A 24,416-nucleotide genomic window follows, 5' to 3' on the forward strand; every position below is an offset into this window, starting at 1 on the left:
GGAAAACAACACGTTTTGTCGTTTAGGCCTCAAATAAAATACCCCGCCACTACCCTGTTTAAGGGGGCAGTGACGGGGGTAACGGAAAGACAGCCTTATTGGCTAACTTCGGCGCGCCTCACGCGGCTTTACACCTAGAAGGTGTAGTCCTCCTCCAGCGGGACGGAGGCACCGGTGAACTCACCGAAGCCATCGTCGCCGTAGATGGAATCACCGTAGGTCGGGATGGAGTACGCAGCATTGCGTGCGGCCTCAGTCGGCTTGACGCTGATGTTGCGGTAGCGGGAAATACCCGTACCGGCTGGAATCAGCTTACCGATGATGACGTTCTCCTTCAGACCAATGAGCTGATCCGAGCGCTTGTTGATGGCGGCGTCGGTAAGCACGCGCGTGGTCTCCTGGAAGGAGGCCGCAGACAGCCAGGACTCCGTAGCCAGGGAGGCCTTGGTGATACCCATGATCTCACTGCGCAGCTGTGCCGGCTGGCCGCCCTCAGCAACCTGAGCGGCGTTAACCTGCTTGGCCTCAGAGAGGTCAATGAGGTTGCCCGGGAGCAGGTCGGTGGTACCGGCGTCGATGACGGTACCGCGACGCAGCATCTGGCGGATGATGATCTCGATGTGCTTGTCGTGGATGGCCACACCCTGTGCACGGTAAACGGCCTGAACCTCGTCGATGAGGTGCTTCTCCACACCGCGGCGGCCGAGGACCTCCAGCACGTCGTGCGGGTCAGCCGCACCGCGCATGAGGCGGTCACCGGTGGTGACGTGGTCGCCGTCGCGAAGCGAGCGCTCGATCATGGCATCCGGGTTGGACTCCATCGGGCGGCGGACCTGAGCCAGGCCCTGGCGCTTCGACAGCTTCTCGTAGACCACGTTGTCGGAACCGTCATCCGGGGTGATGGTCAGGGTCCAGAAGTTGCCCTCATCGGACAGGGACACGGTGCCGTCGACGGAGGCGATAGGAGCGCGGTTCTTCGGGTTACGGGCCTCGAAGAGCTCCTGAACACGCGGCAGACCGCCGGTAATATCGCCACCGACACCACCCTGGTGGAAGGTACGCATGGTCAGCTGGGTACCCGGCTCACCAATGGACTGTGCGGCCACGATGCCGACTGCCTCGCCGATATCGACGAGCTTGCCGGAGGCCATGGACTTGCCGTAGCACTTCGCACAGACACCAGCAGGGGTCTGGCAGGTCAGCACGGAGCGGACCTTGATCTCCAGGACGCCCGCGTTGACGATCTTGCGGCTGAGCTCCTCGGTCAGGTCGGCGCCTGCCTCGGCGATAACCTCACCGTTTTCATCCTTGACGTCATTAGCCACGACGCGGCCGGATGCGGAGGTCTCCCACAGCTCGTGCAGGTCGTAGGAACCTTCGGCGATCTCGACGCCGAGCGGGACGCGCACGCCCTGACGGGTGCCACAGTCCTCCTCGCGGACGATGACGTCCTGCGCCACGTCCACCAGACGACGGGTGAGGTAACCGGAGTCAGCGGTACGCAGAGCGGTATCCGCCAGGCCCTTACGGGAACCGTGCGAGTTGTTGAAGTACTCCAGAACCGACAGGCCTTCACGGAAGGAGGTCTTAATCGGACGTGTGATGTAGTCACCCTTGGAGTTCACAACCATGCCCTTCATACCGGCCAGGGTCCAGATCTGACGCATGTTACCGGCAGCACCGGACTTCACGATCATCGGAATCGGGTTGTCGTCGGGGTACAGCTCCTCGACGGCGTTACCCACGGTGTCCGTGGCGTCCTTCCAGAGCTCAACCAGGCGGTCGTAGCGCTCGCGCTCGGTCAGAGCACCCTGCTCCCAGTACTTGCGCTCGATGCGCTCTGCTTCCTTCTCGTAGGACTCGAGCACCTCGTGCTTGTTCGGGAGGACCAGCACGTCGTGCATGGTAATGGTCACGCCGGAACGGGTGGCCCAGTAGAAGCCAGCGTCCTTCATCTTGTCCAGAACCTGGGCAACGGTGATCATCGGGTACTTCGCAGCGAGGTCATTAATGACGTCACCGAGCAGCATCTTGTTGCCGGCGCCGCCCTTACGGACCATGACGCCCTCGAGGTACGGGTAGTTCCACGGCAGCAGGTCATTGAACATGATGCGGCCCAGGGTGGTCTCAGCGAGCCAGGCCTGGCCCTTCTGCCAACCATCCGGGAAGTGCTCTGCCTCGATGTCTGCCGGCGGGCGCAGGTGGGAGATGCGGACCTTGATCGGGGCCTGCAGACCAAGAACGCCGCGGTCGCGGGCCATGATGGCCTCCGCGTAGGAGGAGTACACGCCCTGCTCCGGACGATCCTCCGTGGCGGGGCGGTAACGGCCCTCGCCGCCGATCTCGTCCTCACCCTTGTCCATGGTGAGGTAGTACAGGCCGGTAACCATATCCAGACGCGGCATAGCCAGCGGCTTACCGGAGGCCGGGGACAGGATGTTGTTGGAAGCCAGCATGAGGACGCGTGCCTCAGCCTGTGCCTCGGCGGACAGTGGCAGGTGGACTGCCATCTGGTCACCGTCGAAGTCGGCATTGAAAGCCTCACAAGCCAGCGGGTGCAGCTGGATGGCCTTACCCTCGACGAGCTTCGGCTCGAAGGCCTGGATACCCAGGCGGTGCAGGGTCGGTGCACGGTTCAGCATCACCGGGTGCTCGGAAATGGCCTCTTCGAGGACGTCCCACACCTCGGGGCGCTGGCGCTCCACCATGCGCTTGGCGGACTTGATGTTCTGCGCGTAGTCGTTTTCTACCAGGCGCTTCATGACGAAGGGCTTGAACAGCTCCAGGGCCATGAGCTTCGGCAGACCACACTCGTGCAGCTTGAGCTGCGGGCCGACGATAATCACGGAACGGCCGGAGTAGTCCACGCGCTTACCCAGCAGGTTCTGGCGGAAGCGGCCCTGCTTACCCTTGAGCAGGTCAGACAGGGACTTCAGCGGGCGGTTGCCCGGACCGGTGACCGGACGGCCGCGACGGCCGTTGTCGAAGAGGGCGTCAACGGACTCCTGCAGCATGCGCTTCTCGTTGTTCACGATGATCTCGGGAGCACCGAGGTCAATCATGCGCTTGAGACGGTTGTTGCGGTTGATCACACGACGGTAAAGGTCGTTGAGGTCGGAGGTGGCGAAGCGGCCACCGTCCAGCTGCACCATCGGGCGCAGCTCCGGCGGGATCACCGGGATGGCGTCGAGCACCATGCCGGCCGGGTCGTTGCCCGAACGCAGGAAGGCTGCGACAACCTTCAGGCGCTTAAGGGCACGCATCTTCTTCTGGCCCTTGCCGTTGTTGATGATCTCCTTGAGAACCTCAGCCTCAGCTTCGAGGTCGAAGTTGCGGATGAGGGTCTGGATGGCCTCAGCACCCATGCCGCCGGTGAAGTAATCCTCGTAGCGGTCAACGAGCTCTTCGTAGATGGTCTCATCGATGATCATCTGCTTCGGAGCCAGCTTGATGAAGGTGTTCCAGATTTCGTCGAGGCGAGCAACCTCGCGCTCACCGCGCTCGCGGATGTGCTGCATCTCCTTGTCGGCAGCGTTCTGGACCTTGCGGCGGGCGTCGGCCTTGGCGCCGGCGGCCTCCAGCTCGGCCAGATCCTGCTCGAGCTTGGCAGCGCGCTCAGCGATCTCTGCCTCGACGTCATCCTCCACGTCCTTCTTCTCCAGCAGCATCTCTGCTTCCAGAGTGGACTGGTCATTGTGGCGAGCTTCCTCGTCCACGGAGGTGATGATGTTGGCAGCGAAGTAGATGATGCGCTCAAGGTCCTTCGGAGCCAGGTCCAGCAGGTAGCCCAGGCGGGAAGGAACGCCCTTGAAGTACCAGATGTGGGTAACCGGCGCGGCCAGCTCGATGTGGCCCATGCGCTCACGGCGCACCTTGGACTTGGTCACCTCGACGCCGCAGCGCTCACAGATGATGCCCTTGTAGCGCACGCGCTTGTACTTGCCGCAGGAGCACTCCCAGTCGCGGGTTGGGCCGAAGATGCGCTCACAGAAGAGGCCGTCCTTCTCCGGCTTGAGGGTGCGGTAGTTAATGGTCTCGGGTTTCTTGACCTCGCCCTTGGACCAGCGACGGATGTCCTCGGCCGTGGCCAGCCCGATGCGGAGCTCGTCGAAGAGATTTACGTCAAACACGTAATGTCTCCCTTTCATCCCCCGTCAGGGGGAAGTTGATGGCTTTGTATGTAGGTGGTGTTTCGTTATGCCCGCCGCCAGTAAAAGCGGCGGACCAAGAAGCTAGGCGATGTCTGCGTCGGAGCGCTCGTCGCGGGACAGGTTAATGCCCAGGGACGGAGCGCCGTCCATGTCATCATCGTCGGAGCCAGACAGTTCCATCGGGGTGCCGTCGGTGGAGAGAACCTCCACGTTCAGGCAGAGGGACTGCAGCTCCTTGAGGAGGACCTTGAAGGACTCCGGAATACCCGGATCCGGGATGTTGTCACCCTTGACAATGGCCTCGTAGACCTTGACGCGGCCGACCACGTCATCGGACTTGATGGTCAGGAGCTCCTGCAGGGTGTAGGCAGCGCCGTATGCCTGCATTGCCCACACCTCCATCTCACCGAAGCGCTGGCCACCGAACTGCGCCTTACCACCCAGCGGCTGCTGGGTAATCATGGAGTACGGGCCGGTGGAGCGGGCGTGGATCTTCTCGTCGACGAGGTGGTGCAGCTTGAGCATGTACATGTAGCCGACGGAAACCGGGTACATGTACGGCTCACCGGAGCGGCCGTCGAAGAGGCGGGCCTTACCGTGCTCATCCACCATGACGTCACCATCGCGGTTCGGCTTGGAGGAAGCCAGCAGTCGAGAGATTTCCTCGTTGGTGGCACCGTCGAAGACCGGGGTTGCGGTCAGGGACTCCGGCGGGACGTCGTAAAGCTCTTCCGGCAGGGTCTTGAGCAGCTCGGCGTTGGCCGGGTCCTCGGTGTCGATCTTCCAACCGGCGTGTGCCAGCCAGCCGAGGTGAACCTCGAGCACCTGGCCGATGTTCATACGACGCGGCACACCGTGGGTGTTCAGGATGATGTCCACCGGGGTGCCATCCTCCATGAACGGCATATCCTCCGGCGGGAGAATCTTGCCCACAACACCCTTGTTGCCGTGGCGGCCGGCGAGCTTATCGCCGTCCTGGATCTTGCGCTTCTGAGCCACGTAGACGCGGATCATTTCGTTGACGCCCGGGGCCAGGTCGTCGTCATCCTCGCGGGAGAAGCGGGAAACGCCGATGACCTTACCGGTTTCACCGTGCGGCACCTTCATGGAGGTATCGCGGACCTCGCGGGCCTTCTCACCGAAGATGGCGCGCAGGAGGCGCTCCTCCGGGGTCAGCTCGGTCTCACCCTTCGGGGTGACCTTACCAACGAGGATGTCGCCCGCGCGGACGTCGGCGCCGATGCGGACGATGCCGCGCTCGTCGAGGTCACGCAGAACGTCATCGGAGACGTTCGGGATCTCGCGGGTGATCTCCTCCGGGCCCAGCTTGGTATCGCGAGCATCGATCTCGTGCTCCTCGATGTGGATCGAGGTGAGGATGTCCTCCTCCACGATGCGCTGGTTGAGGATGATGGCGTCCTCGTAGTTGTGGCCTTCCCACGGCATGAAGGCAACCAGCAGGTTGCGGCCGAGGGACATCTCACCGTTGTGGGTACCGGGGCCGTCGGCAAGCACCTGGCCTGCCTCGACGCGCTCACCCAGGGAGACCAGCGGGGTCTGGTTGTAGTTGGTGTTCTGGTTGGTGCGCTCGAACTTGCGCAGCATGTAGGTATCGCGCTGGCCCTCGTCATCCATGATGGTGATGAGGTCGGCGGTGACGTTCTCCACCACGCCCGCCTTCGGGGTGATGATGAGGTCACCAGCATCGTAGGCAGCGCGCTGCTCCATACCGGTGCCCACGTACGGGGCCTCGGAGCGAACCAGCGGCACGGCCTGGCGCTGCATGTTCGCGCCCATGAGGGCACGGTTAGCGTCGTCGTGCTCGAGGAACGGAATCATGGCGGTAGCCACAGAGACCATCTGGCGCGGGGAAACGTCAACGTAGTCAACGCCGGCGGCGTCGGTCACGCCGATATCGCCGTCCTTGAGGCGGACCTCGATGCGGTCGCCGGTCAGGGTGCCGTCGGCAGCCTTCTCAACCTCGGCCTGCGCGATGGCGTAGCGATCCTCTTCATCGGCGGTGAGGTACTCCACCTGGTCGGTGACCTTGCCGTCCACAACCTTGCGGTACGGGGTCTCGATGAAGCCGAAAGCGTTGACGCGGGCATAGGAAGCCAGGGAACCGATCAGACCAATGTTCGGACCCTCAGGGGTCTCAATCGGGCACATGCGGCCGTAGTGCGAAGCGTGAACGTCTCGCACCTCGATACCGGCGCGCTCACGGGACAGACCGCCCGGGCCCAGCGCGGACAGGCGGCGCTTGTGGGTCAGGCCGGACAGGGAGTTGTTCTGGTCCATGAACTGCGAGAGCTGGGAGGTACCGAAGAACTCGCGGATGGCGGCGGAGACCGGGCGGACGTTGATCAGGGAGGTCGGGGTAATCGACTCCGCGTCCTGGGTGGTCATGCGCTCGCGGACGACGCGCTCCATGCGGGACAGGCCCACGCGGACCTGGTTCTGGATGAGCTCACCCACGGTGCGCAGACGACGGTTACCAAAGTGGTCGATGTCGTCGGTGTGGATGGCGATCATCTCACCGTTCGGGGCCTTCATCTCACGCTCACCGGCGTGCAGACGCACGAGGTACTCGAGGGTGACGGCGATGTCTTCCTCGGTCAGGGTCATCAGACCGTCGTGGTCCCCGCCCAGGCCGAGCTTGCGGTTGACCTTGTAGCGGCCAACCTTGGCCAGGTCGTAGCGCTTGGCGCGGAAGAAGGAGTTATCCAGCAGGGCCTGTGCGAGGTCGCGCGTGGGCTGCTCGCCCGGGCGCTGCTTGCGGTAGATCTCCAGCAGAGCCTCGTCGGTGTTGGCCACGCCATCGGACTCGAGGGTGGACATCATGAGCTCGGAGAAGCCGAAGCGCTCCTTGATCTGTTCCTCGGACCAACCCAGGGCCTTGAGCAGCACGGTGACCGGCTGGCGACGCTTGCGGTCGATGCGCACGCCAACGGTGTCGCGCTTGTCGACGTCAAACTCGAGCCACGCACCGCGGGAAGGAATGACCTTCACGGAGTGCAGCGGGCGCTCGGTGGACTTGTCGATGGTCTGGTCGAAGTACACACCCGGGGAACGCACGAGCTGCGAGACGATAACGCGCTCGGTGCCGTTGACGATGAAGGTGCCCTTCTCAGTCATCATCGGGAAATCGCCGATGAAGACGGTCTGGGACTTAATCTCCTGGGTGTCGTTGTTGATGAATTCTGCGGTGACGTACAGTGGCGCCGAGTAGTTGATGTCCTTCTCTTTGCACTCGTCCACGGTGTTCTTCACCGGCTCGAAGCGAGGCTCCGACAGGGACAGGGACATGTTGCCCGAGTAATCCTGGATCGGAGAAAGCTCCTCGAGGATATCCTCAAGGCCGCTCGTCACGCGTGCGTCTTCGCCGCGCTCTGCCTGCTCGCGCTCGCGCCACTCGGGGGTGCCGATGAGCCACGCGTAAGAATCGAGTTGTAGATCAAGGAGGCCCGGGACAGCGATGGGCTCGCTGATTTTAGCGAAGGAGTATCGCTTCGGGGCTCCAGGGATGTTGGCCACTGACTTGGTCTGGCGGGAGACTGCCAAGATGGGTCCTTCCAGTACCTCTGGCGGATTGCTTCCCCACCCTGGCCGGTGAGGTGCAAAACCGCTGGTAGATTTAGCATTCGGTCTGCTGTGGAACGACTGGGTTTAGAATGCACAAAATCACCTTGTCAAGTCGGTTTTGCCATCACCGCTCGAAAGGCTAAATGTGCACTAAAGATCCAGATTCCAGCGCAACGAAATAGCCTATAGCATAATGGCGGCCTTGTAAAGGCGAAACGTGCCATCGGCGTGTCGCTTCGGAGATCCGCACGCGCGGGCCTCTAGCACGCGCGGCTAGCGCGAGTGGCGGTTGGTGGGACGGCGAAAAGCGCCCAGCGCCCCAAGCAGCACCAGAACGGCGCCGATGCCGAGGCCACCCCAGCGCACCCACTGCCCCACAGCACTCCGCGGGAAGCGCTCAGCTTGCTGGAGCAGCTCCGCGCGGGATTCCTCATCGGTCGCACCGTTGAAGGCTAACTGCATCTCGCGCTCGTTGCCCTCACGGTCTGCCCAGTAGTCCTTGATATCGACGTCCATGCCCACGACGAGTCCGGTGGCTTGGTCCACGAAGAGATCCCGCGTTGCGGCGTGGAAGAGGTAGCCCTGCTCGGTGGAACCATCCTCGTTGTTCAGCGTGGTGGTCGTGCTGCCGGCATAAAGGGTGGCCACGTTGGTGGGCTCCACTTCCTGGTGGTAGCGGTAGACCGTGCGGCCGTCGATATCGAGGGATTCCTCGAAGACGGCGTCGGCCGCCTTGCGCAGGACCGGATCGAAGACCGGGTAGGTGGTCTGCTCAGCATCGGCGGGCAGCTTCAGCCAGTAGCCCTCGACGGGAACCTCCGCCGTGGGCGAGCCCATGGTATGGGAGAGCGCCGCCGGTCCCGTGGCCTCACCGCTAAGGCGATCGACGGGATAGTTCCACACGCGCGCAAAGCTCAAGTCCTCCACGTTGCCCGTGCCGCCGCGGATGGCGGACTCCCCCACTCGCAACGTTGCGGTGTCCTTATCCGCCGGATCCTGGATGTCCATGTTGAGCTGATAGGTCATCGGCCCCTCGTACTGCGTAACGCCCTCTGCGGACAGCGCCTGCGCGGTGGCGCTGTCATCCTGCATCGTCCACGTGGTGTTCTTGATATCCAGCGGCAGGCGCGGGCTAAAGCTCAAGAAGCTCGACGCCGCCAGGCCGGCGGCGATCAGCGCAACGCCGAGGCCGAGCAGGAGGACGGAGAAGATGCGGGACTTGGGCAGCATGGTGGCTTATCCTACCGATTCGTTTGTTCAAAACACATTTCCCAGGAGGGTGCGTTTCAGTTTTGTGCAGCTGCGGTGAGACTGCACCGACCCCGAGGTGACCGCAAGTCAACTGATTCTATGAGTGAGAGTCGACTTCTTCTTTGTGATTCCACGGAACGATGGCGCTGATATCCGTGGTCTGGCGAGCTTTCCACAGATCGTATTCCTCTTGGAGTCCGAGCCAGAACTTCGCGGAATTCCCAAAGTAGGCCGACAAACGCAAGGCCATATCGGCACTGATACCAAGCGCACCGCGGGTAATTTTGGAAACTTGGGAACGGGTGGTGCCAATGTCACTGGCCAGGCGATACTGGGTTATTCCGCAGGGCTTAAGAAATTCTAGGAGAAGAATCTCTCCGGGATGCGGAACGGGAACAACATCAACATGAGCGCGTGCTTCAGTGGTAGTCGATAAAGTCAACGTCAACAGCTCCTTCGGGTGTCCACTTGAATATGATGCGCCACTGCGAGTTGACGCGAATTGAGTAGTAGCCCTCAAGGTCACCCTTGAGCCGCTCCAACCGGTTTGCTGGTGGAATCCGAAGGTCCGTGACATTTACAGACCGCCCAATCATAAGTAACTTGCGGCGCACTACTGAACGCAATTCCGATGGAATATATCGCGGCGGCACACCATCCTGATGGAACCGCTCGAGACTTCTACGCCGAAACTGCACACCCCAATAGTGTCTCCTTTTGACCCTAGTGTCAAGACCTGACACGCAATGCTTAGAAACCGCCGGGCCACCGGGGTCCCGACAAAACGGGAACAACCCCGCACCGCGTAAAAGCGGAACAGGGTTGTTGGCGCGCAGCGAGTGCGCTGCGCGGGAAAGCTGAGTAATTCAGGTGAATTACTTGAGCTCGACGGAAGCGCCAGCCTCTTCGAGCTTAGCCTTAGCAGCCTCAGCGTCGTCCTTGGAAGCACCCTCGAGGATAGCCTTCGGAGCGGACTCAACGAGCTCCTTAGCTTCCTTCAGGCCCAGGCCGGAGACGATCTCGCGGACAGCCTTAATAACGCCGATCTTCTTAGCGCCAGCGTCGGTCAGAACGACGTCGAACTCGGTCTTCTCTTCCTCAGCAGCACCGCCGGCAGCCGGGGCACCAGCAGCAACGGCAGCAACCGGAGCAGCGGCCTCAACGTCGAAGACCTCCTCGAATTCCTTAACGAACTCGGAGAGCTCGATGAGGGTCATTTCCTTGAAAGCTTCAATGAGCTCGTCCTTGGTGAGCTTAGCCATGATTGGCATCCTTTCTCATTGTGCCTGGCCACCCTAGGCGGCCAGAAAAGTGTGTGTGTTTAAGTTGTGCGCCTTTAGTTGGCGTCTTAAGCTTCCGCAGCCTTCTTGTCCTGCAGGGCCGCAGCGGTGCGGACCATCTTGGTTGCAGGAGCGTTGAATACGGCGGCAGCCTTTGCCATAGAACCCTTCATGGCGCCAGCCAGCTTTGCGAGAGTGGTCTCGCGGTTGTCCAGCTTGGCGATGGCCTCAACCTGGTCGGCAGACAGAGCGTCGCCGTCCATGTAGCCACCCTTGATAACGAGTGCCTTGTTGTCATCAGCGAACTTGGTGATGACCTTCGCAGCATCCACTGCCTCGCCCTTGATGAACGCAATAGCGGTCGGGCCAGTCAGCTGCTCGTCAAGACCCTCGATGCCAGCTTCGTTGGCAGCGATCTTGAAAAGGGTGTTCTTGGCGACGGAGTACTCAACGTCAAAGCCGAGGTTGTTACGCAGCTCCTGGAGCTGACCCACGGTCAGGCCACGGTACTCGGTGAGCACGATGGAGTTAGCGCCATCGAGCTTCTCCTTCAGCTTTGCCAGGTCTGCGGTGTTCTTCGGGTTTGCCATTTTCTACTACGCCTCCTTTCGAAACATCTCTTGTGTTTTCCGCCGGGACCTTTCCCACCTCGGTTGTCGTTAACGACAATCGAAATAACAAAAGCCCCGTGCAAGAGCACAGGGCGCGCGCGGAAATCCGCGGTAATTCGCAAAGTGTCTCCTGCGTGGGCCGCCCTCTAGAACGAGGAACCTTCGATCCGATATTCCGGATGACCGACGGTCTTTGGTGAACCTTGACTCGACCACTTCGGGGCCGTTCAAACTTCGCTAGGTACTCTACAGCCTGCACGGGCCAACTCCAAATCGCGGTCCTGGGGCTTTGCCTTAGTGCCCTTTAGTTCTTGAGCACACCGCGCGGAACGATGACGGGGGCATCGCTGCGAGGATCCTCCCAGATGTCCACATCGATGCCATAGGCCGCCGCCAGCACCTCTTTGGTCAACGCTTGCTGCGGCGTGCCCCGCGCGATGACCTCGCCGTTGTTCATGACCACCATGGTGTCTGAGAACTGCCCAGCCAGCATGAGGTCGTGCAGCACGACGACGACCGTCTTCCCAGCGCGCGCTTGCTTGCGGACGAGCTCCAAGACGCCCATCGCGTGGGCGGGATCGAGGAAGGTGGTGGGCTCGTCGAGAAGCAGCACCGGCGCGTCCTGAGCCAAAGCCAGCGCGAGCCACACCCGCTGACGCTGGCCGCCCGACAGCGCCGCGATATCGCGGTCGATGAAATCGGTGATGCCTGTCTCCACGCAGGCCTGCGCGATGATCTCGTGGTCCTGCGCTGACAGTCCCCTTCCCCACCCAAGGTGCGCGTACCGCCCGCGGGCAACGAGCTCGCCGACGCGCAGCCCATCCGGCGCCATCGGGTGCTGGGGAAGCAAGGCCACGTGGGCCGCCGCTTCCTTCGGGCTCATGGAATGCACATCCAACTCGCCAATGCGCACGCTTCCCTGCCGGGGGCGAAGAATCTTCGACAAGGTCTTCAGCAACGTCGATTTCCCGCAGCCGTTGGGGCCGATGAGCGTGGTGACCTCCCCTGGTTGAGCCGCGAGGTCAACCCCGGAGAGAATATCTTTCCCGCCCTGATAACCGGCATGGATGCCTTGGGCCTTCAGCTCGCAACAGTTCATGATTTTCATCCTTTCCGCCTTGCGGCATTCCACACCACGATGACCAGGGCGGTGCCGCCGATCACTGAGGACACAGCACCCACCGGCGCGTCCATCGGGAGCGCCCCGGCCACCACGGCACAGGCGCTTAAGAGGGCCGCACCAGCAGCGCACGACACCACCGGTGAAGGAGTGGGGGTTCGGGCGATCATGCGTCCGAGGTGTGGGGCCAGCAGCGCAATAAAGCCGATGGGCCCCGCCACGGATACGGTCACCGCGCATATTCCGGTGGCCGCAATGAGGAGCGCGGTGCGCGTCCGCGTGATGTCCACGCCTAAGGAGAGTGCCGAGAGATCATCATGGGCTAGTAGCGGCAGCTCCCGGGCACGCCACGAACCAAGCAACACGAAAGGCGCCAGTCCCACGAGAAGCGGAACAATGACGTCCATCCGCACAAAGCCCGTGGTTCCCGCCAGCCACAGCTGGGACTGTGCTGCACGGAGGAGCTCCGCAGCGCGCAAGAGATAGGCCACCATGGCTTGAAAGAGCAGTGATAGCGCGATGCCGACGATGACGATGCGGTTGCTCGTACCGAGCCCACCAAGCGCCACCAGCAGGATGGCCGCTAACACCGCTCCCAGCAGCGCGAGCCCCGCCCGCCACCAGAACACGGAGACACCCTCTGCGAGGAGCGGCCGGGACATCACCGTCCCGATGACCACCATCACCGAAGCCCCACCGGTCACGCCAAGGATGTCGGGGGAGGCCAGCGGATTGCGCGACATCGACTGCGTCCACGACCCCGCCAGTCCGAGCGCGGCGCCCACGATGAGGGTTGCTAGCGCTACGGGCATGCGCAGATCCCACACAACGCGGATTTCGCTTCGGCTCCCACCACCGTTGAGGATCTCCAGAACCCGCCCCGGACTCAGCCCCACGGGGCCTTGCCCGAGCATCAGGACGTAAGAAACCGCCGCGACCAGCACAAAGAAGCAGGTAGCTGACCATATACATATCTGGCGCTGCCGCTGTTGGGAACGCAGGCGCTTGGCGACGTCCCCCTTCACCCCATCACTCATAGCTTCTGCTCCCCTCGGCGCACGGCCCAGATGAGGAAAGGTGCGCCCACGAACGCCAGGACGATGGACATCTCCAACTCGGAGGGGCCGGCGATAAGCCGGCCTAAGATATCCGCGGCCAGCACGGAGCAACCACCCAGCAGCGCGGCGGGGGCAATCATGGCGGCAACCGCCGGCCCTGTACGCCGCCGGAGAAGGTGGGGAACGGCAAATCCCACGAAAGCGATGGGGCCTGCCGCAGCGGTAGCGCATCCGGCCAAGACAACGATGCTTAAGGCAGCGCCACGGCGCGCCAGTGCCGGCGAGCTACCCAAGGCAACCGAAGACTCCTCACCCATGGCCAACAGATCAAGCGGGCGCGCCACACTCGCGGCAATGATGAGCCCGACGAGCAGACCACCGGCTGCAATCGCGACCTCCCCGGGGCCGCGCCCAAAGGTGGAGCCGATGGTCCAGCGGCGCATGCTGTCGAGCACATCCGTGGAATACAAGCCGATCAGCATGGCGCCAGAACTTAAGGCAGCCGATACTCCTGCACCCACAAGAAGCAGCGTCAGGGAATCAGGAAACCGCCGGGAAACACCCAGAACCACTACCGTGGCCAAACCGGCTCCCACCAGCGCGAGCGCCGTCCGCATCCCCAGCGAGGTGGCAAGCCCCAACGCCGTCCCGAGCGCAACAAGGAAGGAAGCACCCGCAGTGATACCAATGAAGCCGGGATCGGCCAAGGGGTTCTTGGTCCACGTCTGGGCGATGACACCGGAGACCGCAATGGCTGCACCCGCGAAGTACGCCAAGAAGGTGCGCGGCATACGTAAGTCCCACACGATATTTTCTATCTCCGGCTGGCTTTCATGGAGGAAGGCGGGAAGGAGCTCAGACATGGCGATGGAACGCGATCCCACCATCAACGAGCAGACGAGGAGAAGCAGTGAAATCACAACCAGAGCGCTGGTGAGGAGCACGCGTCCCCTCCCCCGCGAATCTAGCTCGCCGCGGGTGGCCCCGGCGTTTCTCGGTAGTACGAGCACTTAGAGTTGCTCTTCAAACTTATCGACAGCCCAAGGAATGGTGAGCGGGTTCGGCATGCTCATGGCGTTGCCGGTATCCGTTTCTAGGTAGCGGACGCGGCCATCCTTGACCACGTCCAGGCCTTGGAACGTCGAATCCTTCTTCAGCTCGTCGACTGCACCGTTGTAATCCAAGACGAACAGGTAGTCCACGTTGTTGAGCTGGGAGTAGTTCTCTGGGGCGTAGTCCACGAAGAAGCTCGAGCCATCCCCCTCCAGCTCCTGCGGAATCTCAAAGCCAAGGTCTTCGATGAATTGACCGCGGCCATCATCGGAAGTGTAGAGGCCCAGCTTTCCGTCATAGGGCATGACGATGGCCGCGCGTTTGCCGTTAAGCTCCGGGTGAGATTCCTTGAATTTATCGAAGGCGCCTTGCGCCTTGTCAATAAGCTTGTCACCCTCCTCTTCCTTCTCAACGGCAGAGGCGATGGTCTTAACCTGCTCTTCCCAGGGAACCTGCCAGTCTTCGAAGCCCTCCGGCTTGATGGTCAGCGGCGCGATCTCCTCGAGGGACTTCTGCGCTTCCTGGTCCACTGCCTGATTGACAGCGATGATCTGCGTGGGGTCCGAAGCCGTGACCTGCTCAAGAACATCGGCCGTGAACCCGGAAGCGGTGTTATAGATGACCTCAGGCTGGGCATCTCCCAGAAGTTCTTTCGCCCATGGGCCCACACCGGAGGGATCACCATCGCCCTGCGCTCCCCAGGGCGCTACGGCAACGGGGGTGATTCCGAGCGCGAGGACAGTATCGGCGTCGCCAAGCCCCAAGCTGGCGACCCGCACCTCATCAGCGCTGCCTGCACCCGCACTGTCCTCACCGCTTCCGCGCGAGCACCCCGTCAGAGCAATCGCTGCCGCCGAGACAATCGCGAGCACGGCTTTCGCACGCCGGTGGATAACAACCATGGAATTAACCTTTCCTTCGATGGGAACGAGCACACAAGCCGTCACACCCCTAATCTACTTGAGGCAAGCCTAACCTCTGCTTTATGATGGATTCAAATTTCCCTTATACCTAGGACCAATTCCTTTGACGCATCACCGCTTGTTACCCGTCACCCTCACGGGGAATACCCGCCTGAAGCCGCGACTGCACCGCCTTACTTTTCACTCGCCCGCCTTCGGCTCCTACCCCCTCGCCGGGCCTGATGAGTATTTTGGGCTCCTCATGCCCCAGGACGGGCAGGAGTTCTCGCCCTTCCCAGTTGAGGATGCCAATGTGCGCGCCGCCGTCACTGGCTTGCCTGACGACGTTCGCCCGGCGTTGCGGTGGTACACAATTCGCAGGCTCGACCACGAAGCCTGCACCATAGATGTCGATGTGGTGACCCATGGCGATAATGGCCCGGGCTCACGGTGGATCCTTAAGGCCCAACCCGGGGATACCGCCGGGATCTATACGGGGCAAGCACGGTGGCAGGCCCCTAGAAAGTCACAGCTGTTACTCGCGGACGCCTCCGCTCTCCCAGCACTGTGGCACATCCTGGAGCACTACGAAGCCTTTTCACCGAAAACCTTGGACAGCGTCGACGTCGTTGCCATGATCGCGGACGACTCCGAAGTTGAAGACGGCTTTGAGAAGACCTGGCGCGGCAAGGTTCGTTCACTCACCATGGTCGCCGCCCCGCACGAGGAACACAGCGCACACGCCGTTCAACTTCTTAGTTCTCGTTTCTCCGCGGATACAGCGCCGGATTCAGTGTGGGTATCCGGCGAAGGGGACCTGGCCAAAGAAGTGCGCTCTTTGGCGGTGCACGACTGGGGAATGCCGCGCGAGGACGTCATCTGGTCCGTGTACTGGATGAACGGCAAGCCGCGGCCTTAAAGCGGCCTTCGCCTTAGTGCCTGCTGCCAGGCGATCTTGATGTCCAGCGCATGAGGACCAAAGTATTGGCACCTTATACAGAAGAGTGCATGCATTCACCTGGGCTTTTCGAAATTCAGCACTGCACATGGTGCCTTTAGTCTGGCCCCCCTTCCCCTCTTCCAGTCACGCGCCTCAGGTGCGCTGGAAAGTTAGCCCCCGGCTGCGGATAAAGTCATCACACACAGCACAACGCGGGCCCCGGATAATTCCGGAACCCGCGTTGCAAGGGGTCTTGACTATCAGGCGGTTTCTCACGCCGCCCGCCCTGCAAGACTCAGGGTGTTCTCTCTATCTCTCATGCGCCTCTCTCAAACGCACAAGGATTATTGTGCGATACATTCCTTGAAAGCCCATCGAACCTGCCTGTATTTTACCTGTCAGTGGTTTTTAGCCCTCTGACCTGTACAAATAATTCGACACGCAAGGAAAAAGGCAATAAAAAAATCCCGGCTCGTGAATGAGCCGGGACCTTTACGCCGTTAACACAGACATCAATTAGTCGGTGTAGTTCTTCTCCACGGAAGCGTCGACCGGGATGCCCGGGCCGGAGGTGGTGGAGATGGTGATCTTCTTGGCGTAGATGCCCTTAGCGGAGGACGGCTTCAGACGCAGGATCTCGTCGTACAGCGCGCCGTAGTTCTCGGCCAGCTTCTCAGCGTCGAAGGAAGCCTTACCGATGATGGCGTGCAGGTTGGAAGCCTTGTCAACGCGGAAGGAAATCTTACCGCCCTTGACGTCGGCCACAGCCTTGGTCACGTCAGCGGTCACGGTGCCGGTCTTCGGGTTCGGCATGAGACCACGCGGGCCCAGGACGCGGGCAACGCGGCCGACCTTGGCCATCTGATCCGGGGTGGCGATAGCAACGTCGAAGTCGATGTTGCCCTCGTTGATGGCAGCGATCAGCTCTTCGGTGCCCACGATGTCGGCGCCAGCAGCCTTAGCGGCCTCAGCCTTGTCGCCCTCGGCGAAGACGGCCACGCGGACATCCTTACCGGTGCCGTGCGGCAGGGAAACGGTGCCGCGAACCAGCTGATCAGCCTTGCGCGGGTCAACGCCGAGGCGGAAGACAACGTCGACAGTAGCGTCGAAGTTCTTGGAGGAGGTCTCCTTGGCCAGCTTGGCGGCCTCGATCGGACGGTACTGGCGGGAGCGGTCTACCAGCTCAGCGGCAGCCTTGTATGCCTTGGACTTGGTGCTCATAAGTGCAATTCCTTTTCTTGGATTGATGTGGTGATAGCGGGCCGAAGCTGGCCCTGCCACGCGCGATACAGAACGTATCGCGCATTAAATTGAATTATTACTTAGCCGGGATGCCGTCAACGGTGATGCCCATGGAGCGAGCGGTACCAGCGATGATGCGGGCGCCGTTCTCGATGTCACGAGCGTTGAGATCCTCGAACTTGGTCTGTGCAATCTCCTTGCACTGATCCCAGGTCACGGAGCCAACCTTATCGGTGTGCGGAACGCCGGAGCCCTTCTTGATGCCAGCGGCCTTGAGCAGGAGCTTCGCTGCCGGCGGGGTCTTCAGCTTGAAGTCGAAGGAACGGTCCTCGTAGACGGTGATTTCCACCGGAACGACGTTGCCGCGCTGGGACTCGGTCGCAGCGTTATAAGCCTTGCAGAACTCCATGATGTTGACGCCGTGGGCACCGAGTGCCGGGCCGACCGGCGGAGCCGGGTTAGCGGCGCCTGCCTCGATCTGGAGCTTAATCAGGCCAGTGACCTTCTTCTTGGGAGCCATCGAATTACCTCTTTCCTGTGGTACCGGAGTGCCGCCACGATGAATAACAGCGCCCCGTCCGGATGCTCACGCGTTGTGGGCCACCGGAGGATGAACGTTTGAACATGCGCAAAAGCGCACGGCGTTCAAGTTTAGAACACCGTGCACCCAGCTCAAAATCGCTTTTTAGGAGATGCGCTCGATTTCCGTCGGGGACAGCTCCACCGGGGTCTCGCGGCCGAAGATGGACACCAGGCCCTGCATCTTGCCGGTCTCCGGATCGATTTCGGAGATGGTGGCGGACACGGAAGCCAGCGGGCCGGACAGGATGGTGACAGCCTCGCCCACCTCGAAGTCGTGAGCATACGCCTTCGCGGCCTCCTTCTCCGGCATGGCAACAACCTGCTCGCCCTCGGAGTCTGCGGCGGAAGCCTCCGGGGAGACCGTCGTGTCATTCGGCATGAGGAACTTGGCCACGTCGCGGATCTTCACCGGGGTGGCGTTGCCCTCGTTGCCCACGAAGGAGGTCACACCGGGGGTATCGCGGACGACGGACCAGGCAGCGTCGTTAAGCTCCATGCGCACCAGCACGTAGCCCGGAAGCAGCTTGCGCTTAACAACCTTCTTCTTGCCGTCCTTCTTCTCCAGAACCTGCTCGACCGGCACGACGACCTCAAAGATGGAGTCCTCCACCTCGAGGGTCTGGGCGCGCATGTCCAGGTTGGTCTTCACCTTGTTCTCGTAGCCGGAGTAGCACTGGATGATGTACCACTTGCCCGGCTGCTTCTTCAGTTCGCGGGTAAATGCGCGCAGGCGGGTCTTGTACTCGGCGTCGGCGGCAGCGGCATCTGCTTCAGCGCTTGGCGACGTCTCCCCCGCTCCCTCAGCCTCAGCCTCGTCCGAGCCGCCGCCGAGGGCGGCCTCAGCGGCCTTGGTAGCAGCTTCCTTCTCGGCGGCTTCCTTCTCCTCGGCAGAAAGCTCCTCCTGCGGCTGCTGGGTTTCCTCAGTAGCCTCGACCGCTTCCGCGGCCTGTTCCTGGACGTTATCAATCATGGCCTGCTCGAGGGAGGTGCCAGTGTTTTCTTCGCTCATTGTCTGCTACTCCAAAATTGTGTTCATTCTTCTAGTCCCCAACCAGGTTACCCGGCGGGACTAGGGCAAAAAGTATCCCGCCGTTTCCCCTAGTCGAGCTAGCGGGAAGGCGGCGGGATGAAAGTATGAAATTAGTTTACTAAGGCGCGAGGATTGCTTCAACTCCGAGGCCGGTCAGCGTGTCCACGCCCCACACCAAGGCGGTGAGGACGATGAGGAAGGCGAAGGTCACGAGGACGTACTGAAGCATTTCCTTGCCGGTAGGCCAGACGACCTTCTTCATCTCAGAGACGACCTCGCCCGGGAAGGACCCGACGGAACCGCCGAAGGAATCTTCCTTCTTATCCTCGACGCGCACAACGCGCTTGTCGGTGTAGGAATCAGTAGAGGTGGTCGCTGCGCCAGAGAGCTGACGCTTGCCGGTTGGGCGCGGGGCCCCGGTGCTCGGCTGCTTTTCATCGCTCACGGCGATTCCCTCCTTGAAGTGATGTGGCAGGGGCGACAGGACTCGAACCTGCAACCTACGGTTTTGGAGACCGTTGCGCTACCAATTGCGCCACGCCCCTTTGCGTGCCCTTTTGGGACAACGCACAACCCTACCAGAACGATGATTCCCCATGGAAACCACGTGCCGTATAAGGCTGGGAATCGGTAATGAAAAAGCGCCCGTGTGCGGGCGCTTTTCTTTCCCGGTAGCGATGGCGAGAATTGAACTCGCGACACAGCGATTATGAGTCGCTTGCTCTACCACTGAGCTACACCGCCATATTCACCTTCTGGGACCTTCCAGAAACATGAATGGAGCCCCCTGACAGAATCGAACTGTCGACCTTTTCCTTACCATGGAAACGCTCTGCCGACTGAGCTAAGGGGGCACAGCCTCTTTGAGTAACGGACTTTCATCCGCTGTGCTCTCGTTGAAGCCTTGAAAAGATTAACCCGAAACGCTTAAACAACACAAATCGCCAGGATGGGACGTGTTTTTAGGGCTTTTAAGCGCCCCAAGAACGCACCAAAACAACCACCGTGCCGAGCAGACGACAACTAAGCCGGGTACACGACCGTTCAATCGACGGAGCGACATTTCGATCAAATAGCGTCCCAATTTCTCGATGCTCGGGCCCCTTATTTGATCGAAATGACCCTTAACCCTCCCTTAGCCTTATGCCGCGGCCGGGCCGGGGATCGAAAAATCCCGCAGACACATCTTTGCGTCTGCGGGATTCATTCTGTGCCAGGTAGAAGATTCGAACTTCTGAAGGCAATGCCGGCGGATTTACAGTCCGCTCCCTTTGGCCGCTCGGGCAACCTGGCATGCACTCTTGAGTGCGGTTATGTACTTTACTACGAAGTGCCGCCCGACATGCAAATCGCCTGGCAGAAGCACCTATTAGCCCACGCGCTGGACCGTGTAGTCCGCCAACTGGCGCAGGGCTTCGCTGGCCGTGCATTCGGGCAACAGGGAAAGCTGGTCTTCGACAACGCGCAGGTATGCGTTGACGTCGGCAAGCGCCTTGTCCCGGCCACCCGACTTCCACAGCAGGTCGATGGCGCGCTTCACGGAGGCGTCATCAGTCAGCGGGCCCGTCAGGAGGGCACGGAGCTCGTCGCCGACCTCACCCTCCTCCTCTAGGGCATAGAGCACCGGCAGGGTGAACACGCCCTCGCGCAGGTCCGTGCCCGGGGTCTTCCCCGACTCCTCGGGATCGGAGAAGATGTCGATGACATCGTCGACGATCTGGAAAATCATGCCCACGGCCGCACCGATCTGGCGCAGCGCCTCGCACTGCTCCGGACCGGCGCCAGCATGGTAAGCACCCAGGTAGCCGGCGGAGGCGATGAGCACCGCGGTCTTTTCCCGGATGACCGCCGTGTAATGCTCCACAGCATTAGCTTCGCCGGCACCGATGGTTTCGCGCATCTGGCCGGTGACGAGCTCCTCGAAGGTCTCCGCGAAGTGCTCCACAGTGTGAGTATCCAGCTGGCTCATCAGCCGCGAAGCGTGCGCCAAGAGGGCATCGCCCGCCAAAATCGCCACCGAGTTAGTCCAGCGGAAATTTGCAGAATCCACGCCGCGGCGCCGCTCTGCTTCATCCATGACATCGTCGTGATAGAGCGTGGCCACGTGGACCATTTCCACCACGGTTGCCGCCTTAATCACCTCGGGCGATTGCGAGCGTTCACCAAACTCGGAAGCCAGCAACGCCATCATCGGGCGGAAACGCTTGCCCCCAGCCAGGGAGAGGTGACGCACCTTGTCTTTGATGAAGTCCTGCCCGCGGTCGAGCTCCGTGTTCAGCAGGTCCTCTACAGCAGCCATCCCGGCGTTGATACGCTCGGTGAGCTGCGCATCCCCCAAGTCCACGTGCTTGGCGTGAGTTTGGCCGTGTGACATTAAACGTGTTCCTTTAAGCTCAAAAATCCTAGTGTTTACCTACCGTAGCCCATGGCACGGCCCTCAACACACTTGTGGCCACTATCCCGTGCAATGATAGTCCCCATGTCGGAGCAGATCGATTCCACCCTTGTTGACGTCGCCATCGTAGGCGCCGGGCCCGCCGGCGCTGCCGCCGCTATCCACGCCGCGCGCGCCGGCCATGACACACTGCTTGTCGACGCCTCCCCCTTCCCCCGCGACAAGACCTGCGGCGATGGGCTGACTCCTCGCGCCATGCACCAGTTGGAGCTCCTCGGCATCGAGGTCAACGCCTCCTACCGCAACCGCGGGCTCAAGCTGCACGGCTTCGGCGGCACCGTAACCGCCCCGTGGCCGTCGACATACCCCTCGCAGGTGGGAACGGCTCTGCCGCGCTATGAATTCGATGCGCTGCTCGTTGAGGCCGCCCAAGAAGCCGGCGCGCAGCTTCTCACCGGCACGGCGACGGCCCCGCAGCTCGAGGGCAACCGGCTGGTGGAGTTCTCCGTGGGCAAGCGCCGCGTGCGCGCGCGGTGGGTCATCGTGGCCGATGGCGTGCGCTCGACCTTTGGCAAGCAGCTGGGCCGCACCTGGCACCGCGAGGAGGTCTACGGCATCGCCGCGCGCGCCTACGCCGATTCGCCCCACGACGGCGAGGAGTGGATGCACTCCCACGTGGAGCTCAAGGACCCCGAGGGGGTCGTACAACCCGGATATGGCTGGATCTTCCCGCTGGGACAGGGGGTCAACATCGGTTTGGGTGCGCTGTCCACCGCCGCCCGCCCGGCTCGTCTCAACACCAAGAAGGCGCTTGATTTCTACGCTGAGCAGCAGCGTTCGGAGTGGGGCTTGGGCGAGCTGCGCAACGTCACCTCGGCGATGCTGCCCATGGGTGGCGCGGTGTCCGGGGTGGCCGGCGCAAACTGGATGCTCATTGGTGACGCCGCCGCCTGCGTCAATCCGCTCAACGGCGAGGGCATCGATTATGGCTTGGAGACGGCAGCACTAGCCGTAGAGATGCTCGGCACTAAGGACCTGACCTTGGCGTGGCCGGAGCGTCTGCGCGCCGAGTACGGCGAGGCCTTCCTGCTCGCCCGCACCGCAGCGCGCCTGCTGACTTATCCGCAGTTCCTGCCGCTCGCCGGACCTGTGGCCATGCGCGGCCCCATCGGCCGCATGCTCATGCCGGCCGCCGCACGCCTCATGGGCAACCTCATCACCGACGAGGACAAGGACCTGCTTGCCCGCGCCTGGCGGCTGGCGGGCGGGGCGGTCTCCACGCTGCGCCGCGATACTCCCCTTTGGGCCTAAGGCCTTTAGGCCGGCTTCACCGCGGAGTGCAACGCCACGATGCCACACGTCAGGTTGCGCCAGCCCGCCTGTTCCCAGCCGTTGCGGTTGATGGCGGCGGCTAGCTCGTGCTGCTCCGGCCACGCGCGGATGGATTCTGCGAGGTAGATATAGGCCTCCGGGTTGGAGGAGACCACCTTGGCAATCGGCGGCAGCAGGCGGGTCAAATACTCCTTGTACACGGTGCCGAAGACCGGGATGACCGGCTTGGAAAACTCCGCTACCGCCAGGCGCCCGCCGGGTTTGGTCACGCGCGCCATCTCCCGCAGGCCCAGCTCGAAGTCGTGGATATTGCGCAGACCATAGGAGATGGTCACCGCATCGAAGGTGTTATCCGCAAAAGGCAGGCGCATTCCATCGCCGGCTACCTTGGGAACATCGCGCTCCGCGCCAGCCGCGAGCATGCCGAGTGAAAAATCACAGGCCACGCACCACGCGCCGGACTTGGACAGCTCCTCGGTAGAGACGGCCGTTCCAGCGGCGAGGTCGAGGACCTTCTCCCCCGGCTGCAGGTTGAGCCGCTCACGCGTCAGACGGCGCCAGCGCGCGTCCTGACCAAAGGACAGCACCGTGTTGGTGATGTCGTACTTCTTGCCCACCGCGTCAAACATGCGCGCGACATCGAAGGGCTTCTTCTCCAGATCTGCCTTAGACACAAGCGCCTAGTCTAGGCCACGCGCGCCCCCAGGGCGCGAGCGGCCCAGCGCGGCAGCTCCGGGCGCTGGCCCAAAATGGTCAGCGGCACCTCGCGGACACCCTCCAGAACTTCCTCGTAGTAGCCCAGCAGCTGCTCACAGAGAGCCGGCCAGGTCTTGGAGGAAATCGACTTCCGGGCGTTCTCCCGCATCTCCTGGTGAATCTCCGGGTTAAGCAGCGCGTCCACCGCATTGGGGAGGTCCTCAACGAACGTGGGGACATCGAGAAGCAGCCCGTTATAGCCCTCCTCGATGAGGTCTACTGGGCCGCCCGCGCGCGGGCCGATGGTGGGCACGCCTGAGGCCTGCGCCTCCTGGATGGCCTGGCAGAAGGTCTCGAACTCGCCGGCGTGCACGAAGATGTCGAGGGAGGCATAGGCCGCCGCGAGCTCCTCGCCGCCCAATGCCCCGGTAAAGACTGCATCTGGCAGCTGCGCCTCCAGCAGCGGGCGCTCTGGGCCATCGCCAACAATGACGAGCTGAATGTCTTCGCGACCGTTAAGGGCCGACAGGCGGTGCACGCCCTTCTCCGCGGCCAGGCGTCCCACAAAGCCGACGATCTTCTTGCTTCCTGTGGGATCCCACTCGCGGCGCAGTGCGGCCGAGCGCTTCGAGGGGTGGAAGCGCTCCGAATCCACGCCGCGGCCCCAGTGGCGTACGTTCTTAATGTGGTGCTTCTCCAAGTCGCTGATGGTCAGTGAGGAGGGCGCGAGAGTCATCTGGCACGCATTGTGGATGGTGCGCAGCCACTCCCACACCCCATAGGCCAGCGCGGAGGCGTGGTACTTGGTGGCAAATCCCGCGACGTCCGTCTGGTACAGCGCCACTGCAGGAATGCGCAGCTGACGTGCGGAGAATGCGCCCGCAGCTCCGAGAACGAAGGGACTGGCCAGGTGGATGATGTCCGGCTTGAACTCGCGCAGCGCCTCGTCCACTGCGGAGGTGGGCACCCCGACCGGGAGCGAATCCACCAGCGGCACCCGCACGGTGGGCACGCGCACGATGGTGAAGCCGAGATAATCGGGGATCTCCTCCTGCCCATCCCGGGCGCCGGGGGCGATGACGATGGCCTCATGGCCGTGCTCGTGGAGGTGTTCGAGGACACGCAGCACAGAGTTGGTCACTCCGTTGACGTTAGGCAAGAAGGATTCCGCGACGATGGCTACACGCATGT

At 62.0% G+C, this 24,416-nt stretch carries 20 protein-coding genes and 4 tRNA genes; 2 read left to right on the forward strand and 22 right to left on the reverse strand.

From position 1 onward, the window contains the following. Positions 1-134: 134 nt before the first annotated feature. The 11 genes from HMPREF2822_RS03350 to HMPREF2822_RS03395 all read right to left on the reverse strand — a co-directional run bounded on the left by HMPREF2822_RS03350 (position 135) and on the right by HMPREF2822_RS03395 (position 15,008). Positions 135-4,130, reverse strand: a complete 3,996-nt coding sequence (locus HMPREF2822_RS03350; protein WP_070520942.1) for a DNA-directed RNA polymerase subunit beta' — start codon at positions 4,128-4,130, stop codon at positions 135-137. A 102-nt stretch (positions 4,131-4,232) separates the two neighbouring features. Next, entirely contained in the window at positions 4,233-7,712 is a 3,480-nt protein-coding gene (locus HMPREF2822_RS03355) for a DNA-directed RNA polymerase subunit beta (protein WP_070520944.1), read from the reverse strand. Between the two features lie 294 nt (positions 7,713-8,006). Further along, positions 8,007-8,963: a cell envelope lipid trafficking protein PgfA gene (locus tag HMPREF2822_RS03360; RefSeq protein WP_070520948.1), complete on the reverse strand. Its 957-nt coding sequence runs from the start codon at positions 8,961-8,963 to the stop codon at positions 8,007-8,009. A gap of 118 nt (positions 8,964-9,081) precedes the next feature. Continuing rightward, positions 9,082-9,426, reverse strand: a complete 345-nt coding sequence (locus tag HMPREF2822_RS03365; protein ID WP_232755570.1) for a HigA family addiction module antitoxin — start codon at positions 9,424-9,426, stop codon at positions 9,082-9,084. Continuing rightward, positions 9,404-9,727 (reverse strand): type II toxin-antitoxin system RelE/ParE family toxin, encoded by a 324-nt coding sequence (locus HMPREF2822_RS12900; RefSeq protein ID WP_369815743.1) that lies wholly within the window; start codon positions 9,725-9,727, stop codon positions 9,404-9,406. The genes HMPREF2822_RS03365 and HMPREF2822_RS12900 overlap by 23 nt, the downstream gene beginning before the upstream one ends. Positions 9,728-9,859: 132 nt before the next feature. Continuing rightward, a complete protein-coding gene (gene rplL / locus HMPREF2822_RS03370; RefSeq protein WP_070520955.1) occupies positions 9,860-10,246 on the reverse strand; it encodes a 50S ribosomal protein L7/L12 in 387 nt (128 codons plus the stop codon). 86 nt (positions 10,247-10,332) lie between these two features. After that, positions 10,333-10,854, reverse strand: coding sequence for a 50S ribosomal protein L10 (gene rplJ / locus HMPREF2822_RS03375; protein WP_070520958.1), 522 nt, complete (start codon positions 10,852-10,854; stop codon positions 10,333-10,335). A gap of 325 nt (positions 10,855-11,179) precedes the next feature. Then, a complete protein-coding gene (locus HMPREF2822_RS03380; RefSeq protein ID WP_369815744.1) occupies positions 11,180-11,983 on the reverse strand; it encodes an ABC transporter ATP-binding protein in 804 nt (267 codons plus the stop codon). Then, complete coding sequence (locus tag HMPREF2822_RS03385) at positions 11,980-13,032, reverse strand: FecCD family ABC transporter permease (protein WP_070520961.1); 1,053 nt, start codon at positions 13,030-13,032, stop codon at positions 11,980-11,982. The genes HMPREF2822_RS03380 and HMPREF2822_RS03385 overlap by 4 nt, the downstream gene beginning before the upstream one ends. After that, positions 13,029-13,997: a FecCD family ABC transporter permease gene (locus HMPREF2822_RS03390; RefSeq protein ID WP_232755571.1), complete on the reverse strand. Its 969-nt coding sequence runs from the start codon at positions 13,995-13,997 to the stop codon at positions 13,029-13,031. Before HMPREF2822_RS03390 ends, HMPREF2822_RS03385 begins: the two co-directional genes overlap by 4 nt. A gap of 66 nt (positions 13,998-14,063) precedes the next feature. Further along, positions 14,064-15,008, reverse strand: coding sequence for an ABC transporter substrate-binding protein (locus HMPREF2822_RS03395; protein ID WP_070520968.1), 945 nt, complete (start codon positions 15,006-15,008; stop codon positions 14,064-14,066). A gap of 124 nt (positions 15,009-15,132) precedes the next feature. Here HMPREF2822_RS03395 and HMPREF2822_RS03400 point away from each other — a divergent pair, with 124 nt between their 5' ends. Further along, positions 15,133-15,927: a siderophore-interacting protein gene (locus HMPREF2822_RS03400; RefSeq protein WP_070520970.1), complete on the forward strand. Its 795-nt coding sequence runs from the start codon at positions 15,133-15,135 to the stop codon at positions 15,925-15,927. 537 nt (positions 15,928-16,464) lie between these two features. Here HMPREF2822_RS03400 and rplA read toward each other — a convergent pair. From rplA to HMPREF2822_RS03445, 9 genes are all read right to left on the reverse strand, one after another. Beyond that, positions 16,465-17,169, reverse strand: coding sequence for a 50S ribosomal protein L1 (gene rplA, locus HMPREF2822_RS03405; protein WP_070520973.1), 705 nt, complete (start codon positions 17,167-17,169; stop codon positions 16,465-16,467). A 97-nt stretch (positions 17,170-17,266) separates the two neighbouring features. Next, complete coding sequence (rplK, locus tag HMPREF2822_RS03410) at positions 17,267-17,710, reverse strand: 50S ribosomal protein L11 (RefSeq protein WP_070520976.1); 444 nt, start codon at positions 17,708-17,710, stop codon at positions 17,267-17,269. Between the two features lie 165 nt (positions 17,711-17,875). Continuing rightward, positions 17,876-18,781: a transcription termination/antitermination protein NusG gene (nusG, locus tag HMPREF2822_RS03415; protein WP_070520979.1), complete on the reverse strand. Its 906-nt coding sequence runs from the start codon at positions 18,779-18,781 to the stop codon at positions 17,876-17,878. Between the two features lie 139 nt (positions 18,782-18,920). Beyond that, the gene (gene secE / locus HMPREF2822_RS03420) at positions 18,921-19,247 is read right to left on the reverse strand and encodes a preprotein translocase subunit SecE (protein WP_070520982.1); all 327 of its coding nucleotides are present in this window, start codon (positions 19,245-19,247) and stop codon (positions 18,921-18,923) included. Between the two features lie 24 nt (positions 19,248-19,271). Next, positions 19,272-19,347: transfer RNA gene (locus HMPREF2822_RS03425), tRNA-Trp, on the reverse strand. A gap of 127 nt (positions 19,348-19,474) precedes the next feature. Further along, positions 19,475-19,546, reverse strand: a tRNA-Met gene (locus HMPREF2822_RS03430). Between the two features lie 34 nt (positions 19,547-19,580). Continuing rightward, a tRNA-Thr gene (locus HMPREF2822_RS03435) sits at positions 19,581-19,656 on the reverse strand. Positions 19,657-20,013: 357 nt separating this feature from the next. Continuing rightward, positions 20,014-20,095 (reverse strand) — tRNA-Tyr (locus tag HMPREF2822_RS03440). A 76-nt stretch (positions 20,096-20,171) separates the two neighbouring features. Beyond that, positions 20,172-21,176 (reverse strand): polyprenyl synthetase family protein, encoded by a 1,005-nt coding sequence (locus HMPREF2822_RS03445; protein WP_070520985.1) that lies wholly within the window; start codon positions 21,174-21,176, stop codon positions 20,172-20,174. A gap of 93 nt (positions 21,177-21,269) precedes the next feature. Here HMPREF2822_RS03445 and HMPREF2822_RS03450 point away from each other — a divergent pair, with 93 nt between their 5' ends. After that, a complete protein-coding gene (locus HMPREF2822_RS03450) occupies positions 21,270-22,508 on the forward strand; it encodes a geranylgeranyl reductase family protein (protein WP_070520988.1) in 1,239 nt (412 codons plus the stop codon). A gap of 5 nt (positions 22,509-22,513) precedes the next feature. Here HMPREF2822_RS03450 and HMPREF2822_RS03455 read toward each other — a convergent pair whose 3' ends face one another. Next, on the reverse strand, positions 22,514-23,203 hold the full coding sequence (locus HMPREF2822_RS03455) for a demethylmenaquinone methyltransferase (protein WP_070520990.1): 690 nt from the start codon (positions 23,201-23,203) through the stop codon (positions 22,514-22,516). An 11-nt stretch (positions 23,204-23,214) separates the two neighbouring features. Further along, positions 23,215-24,414, reverse strand: coding sequence for a glycosyltransferase family 4 protein (locus HMPREF2822_RS03460; protein ID WP_070521279.1), 1,200 nt, complete (start codon positions 24,412-24,414; stop codon positions 23,215-23,217). Positions 24,415-24,416 lie beyond the last annotated feature (2 nt).

The organism is Corynebacterium sp. HMSC062E11 (assembly GCF_001811845.1).
In the GTDB taxonomy this organism is placed as follows: domain Bacteria; phylum Actinomycetota; class Actinomycetes; order Mycobacteriales; family Mycobacteriaceae; genus Corynebacterium; species Corynebacterium hesseae.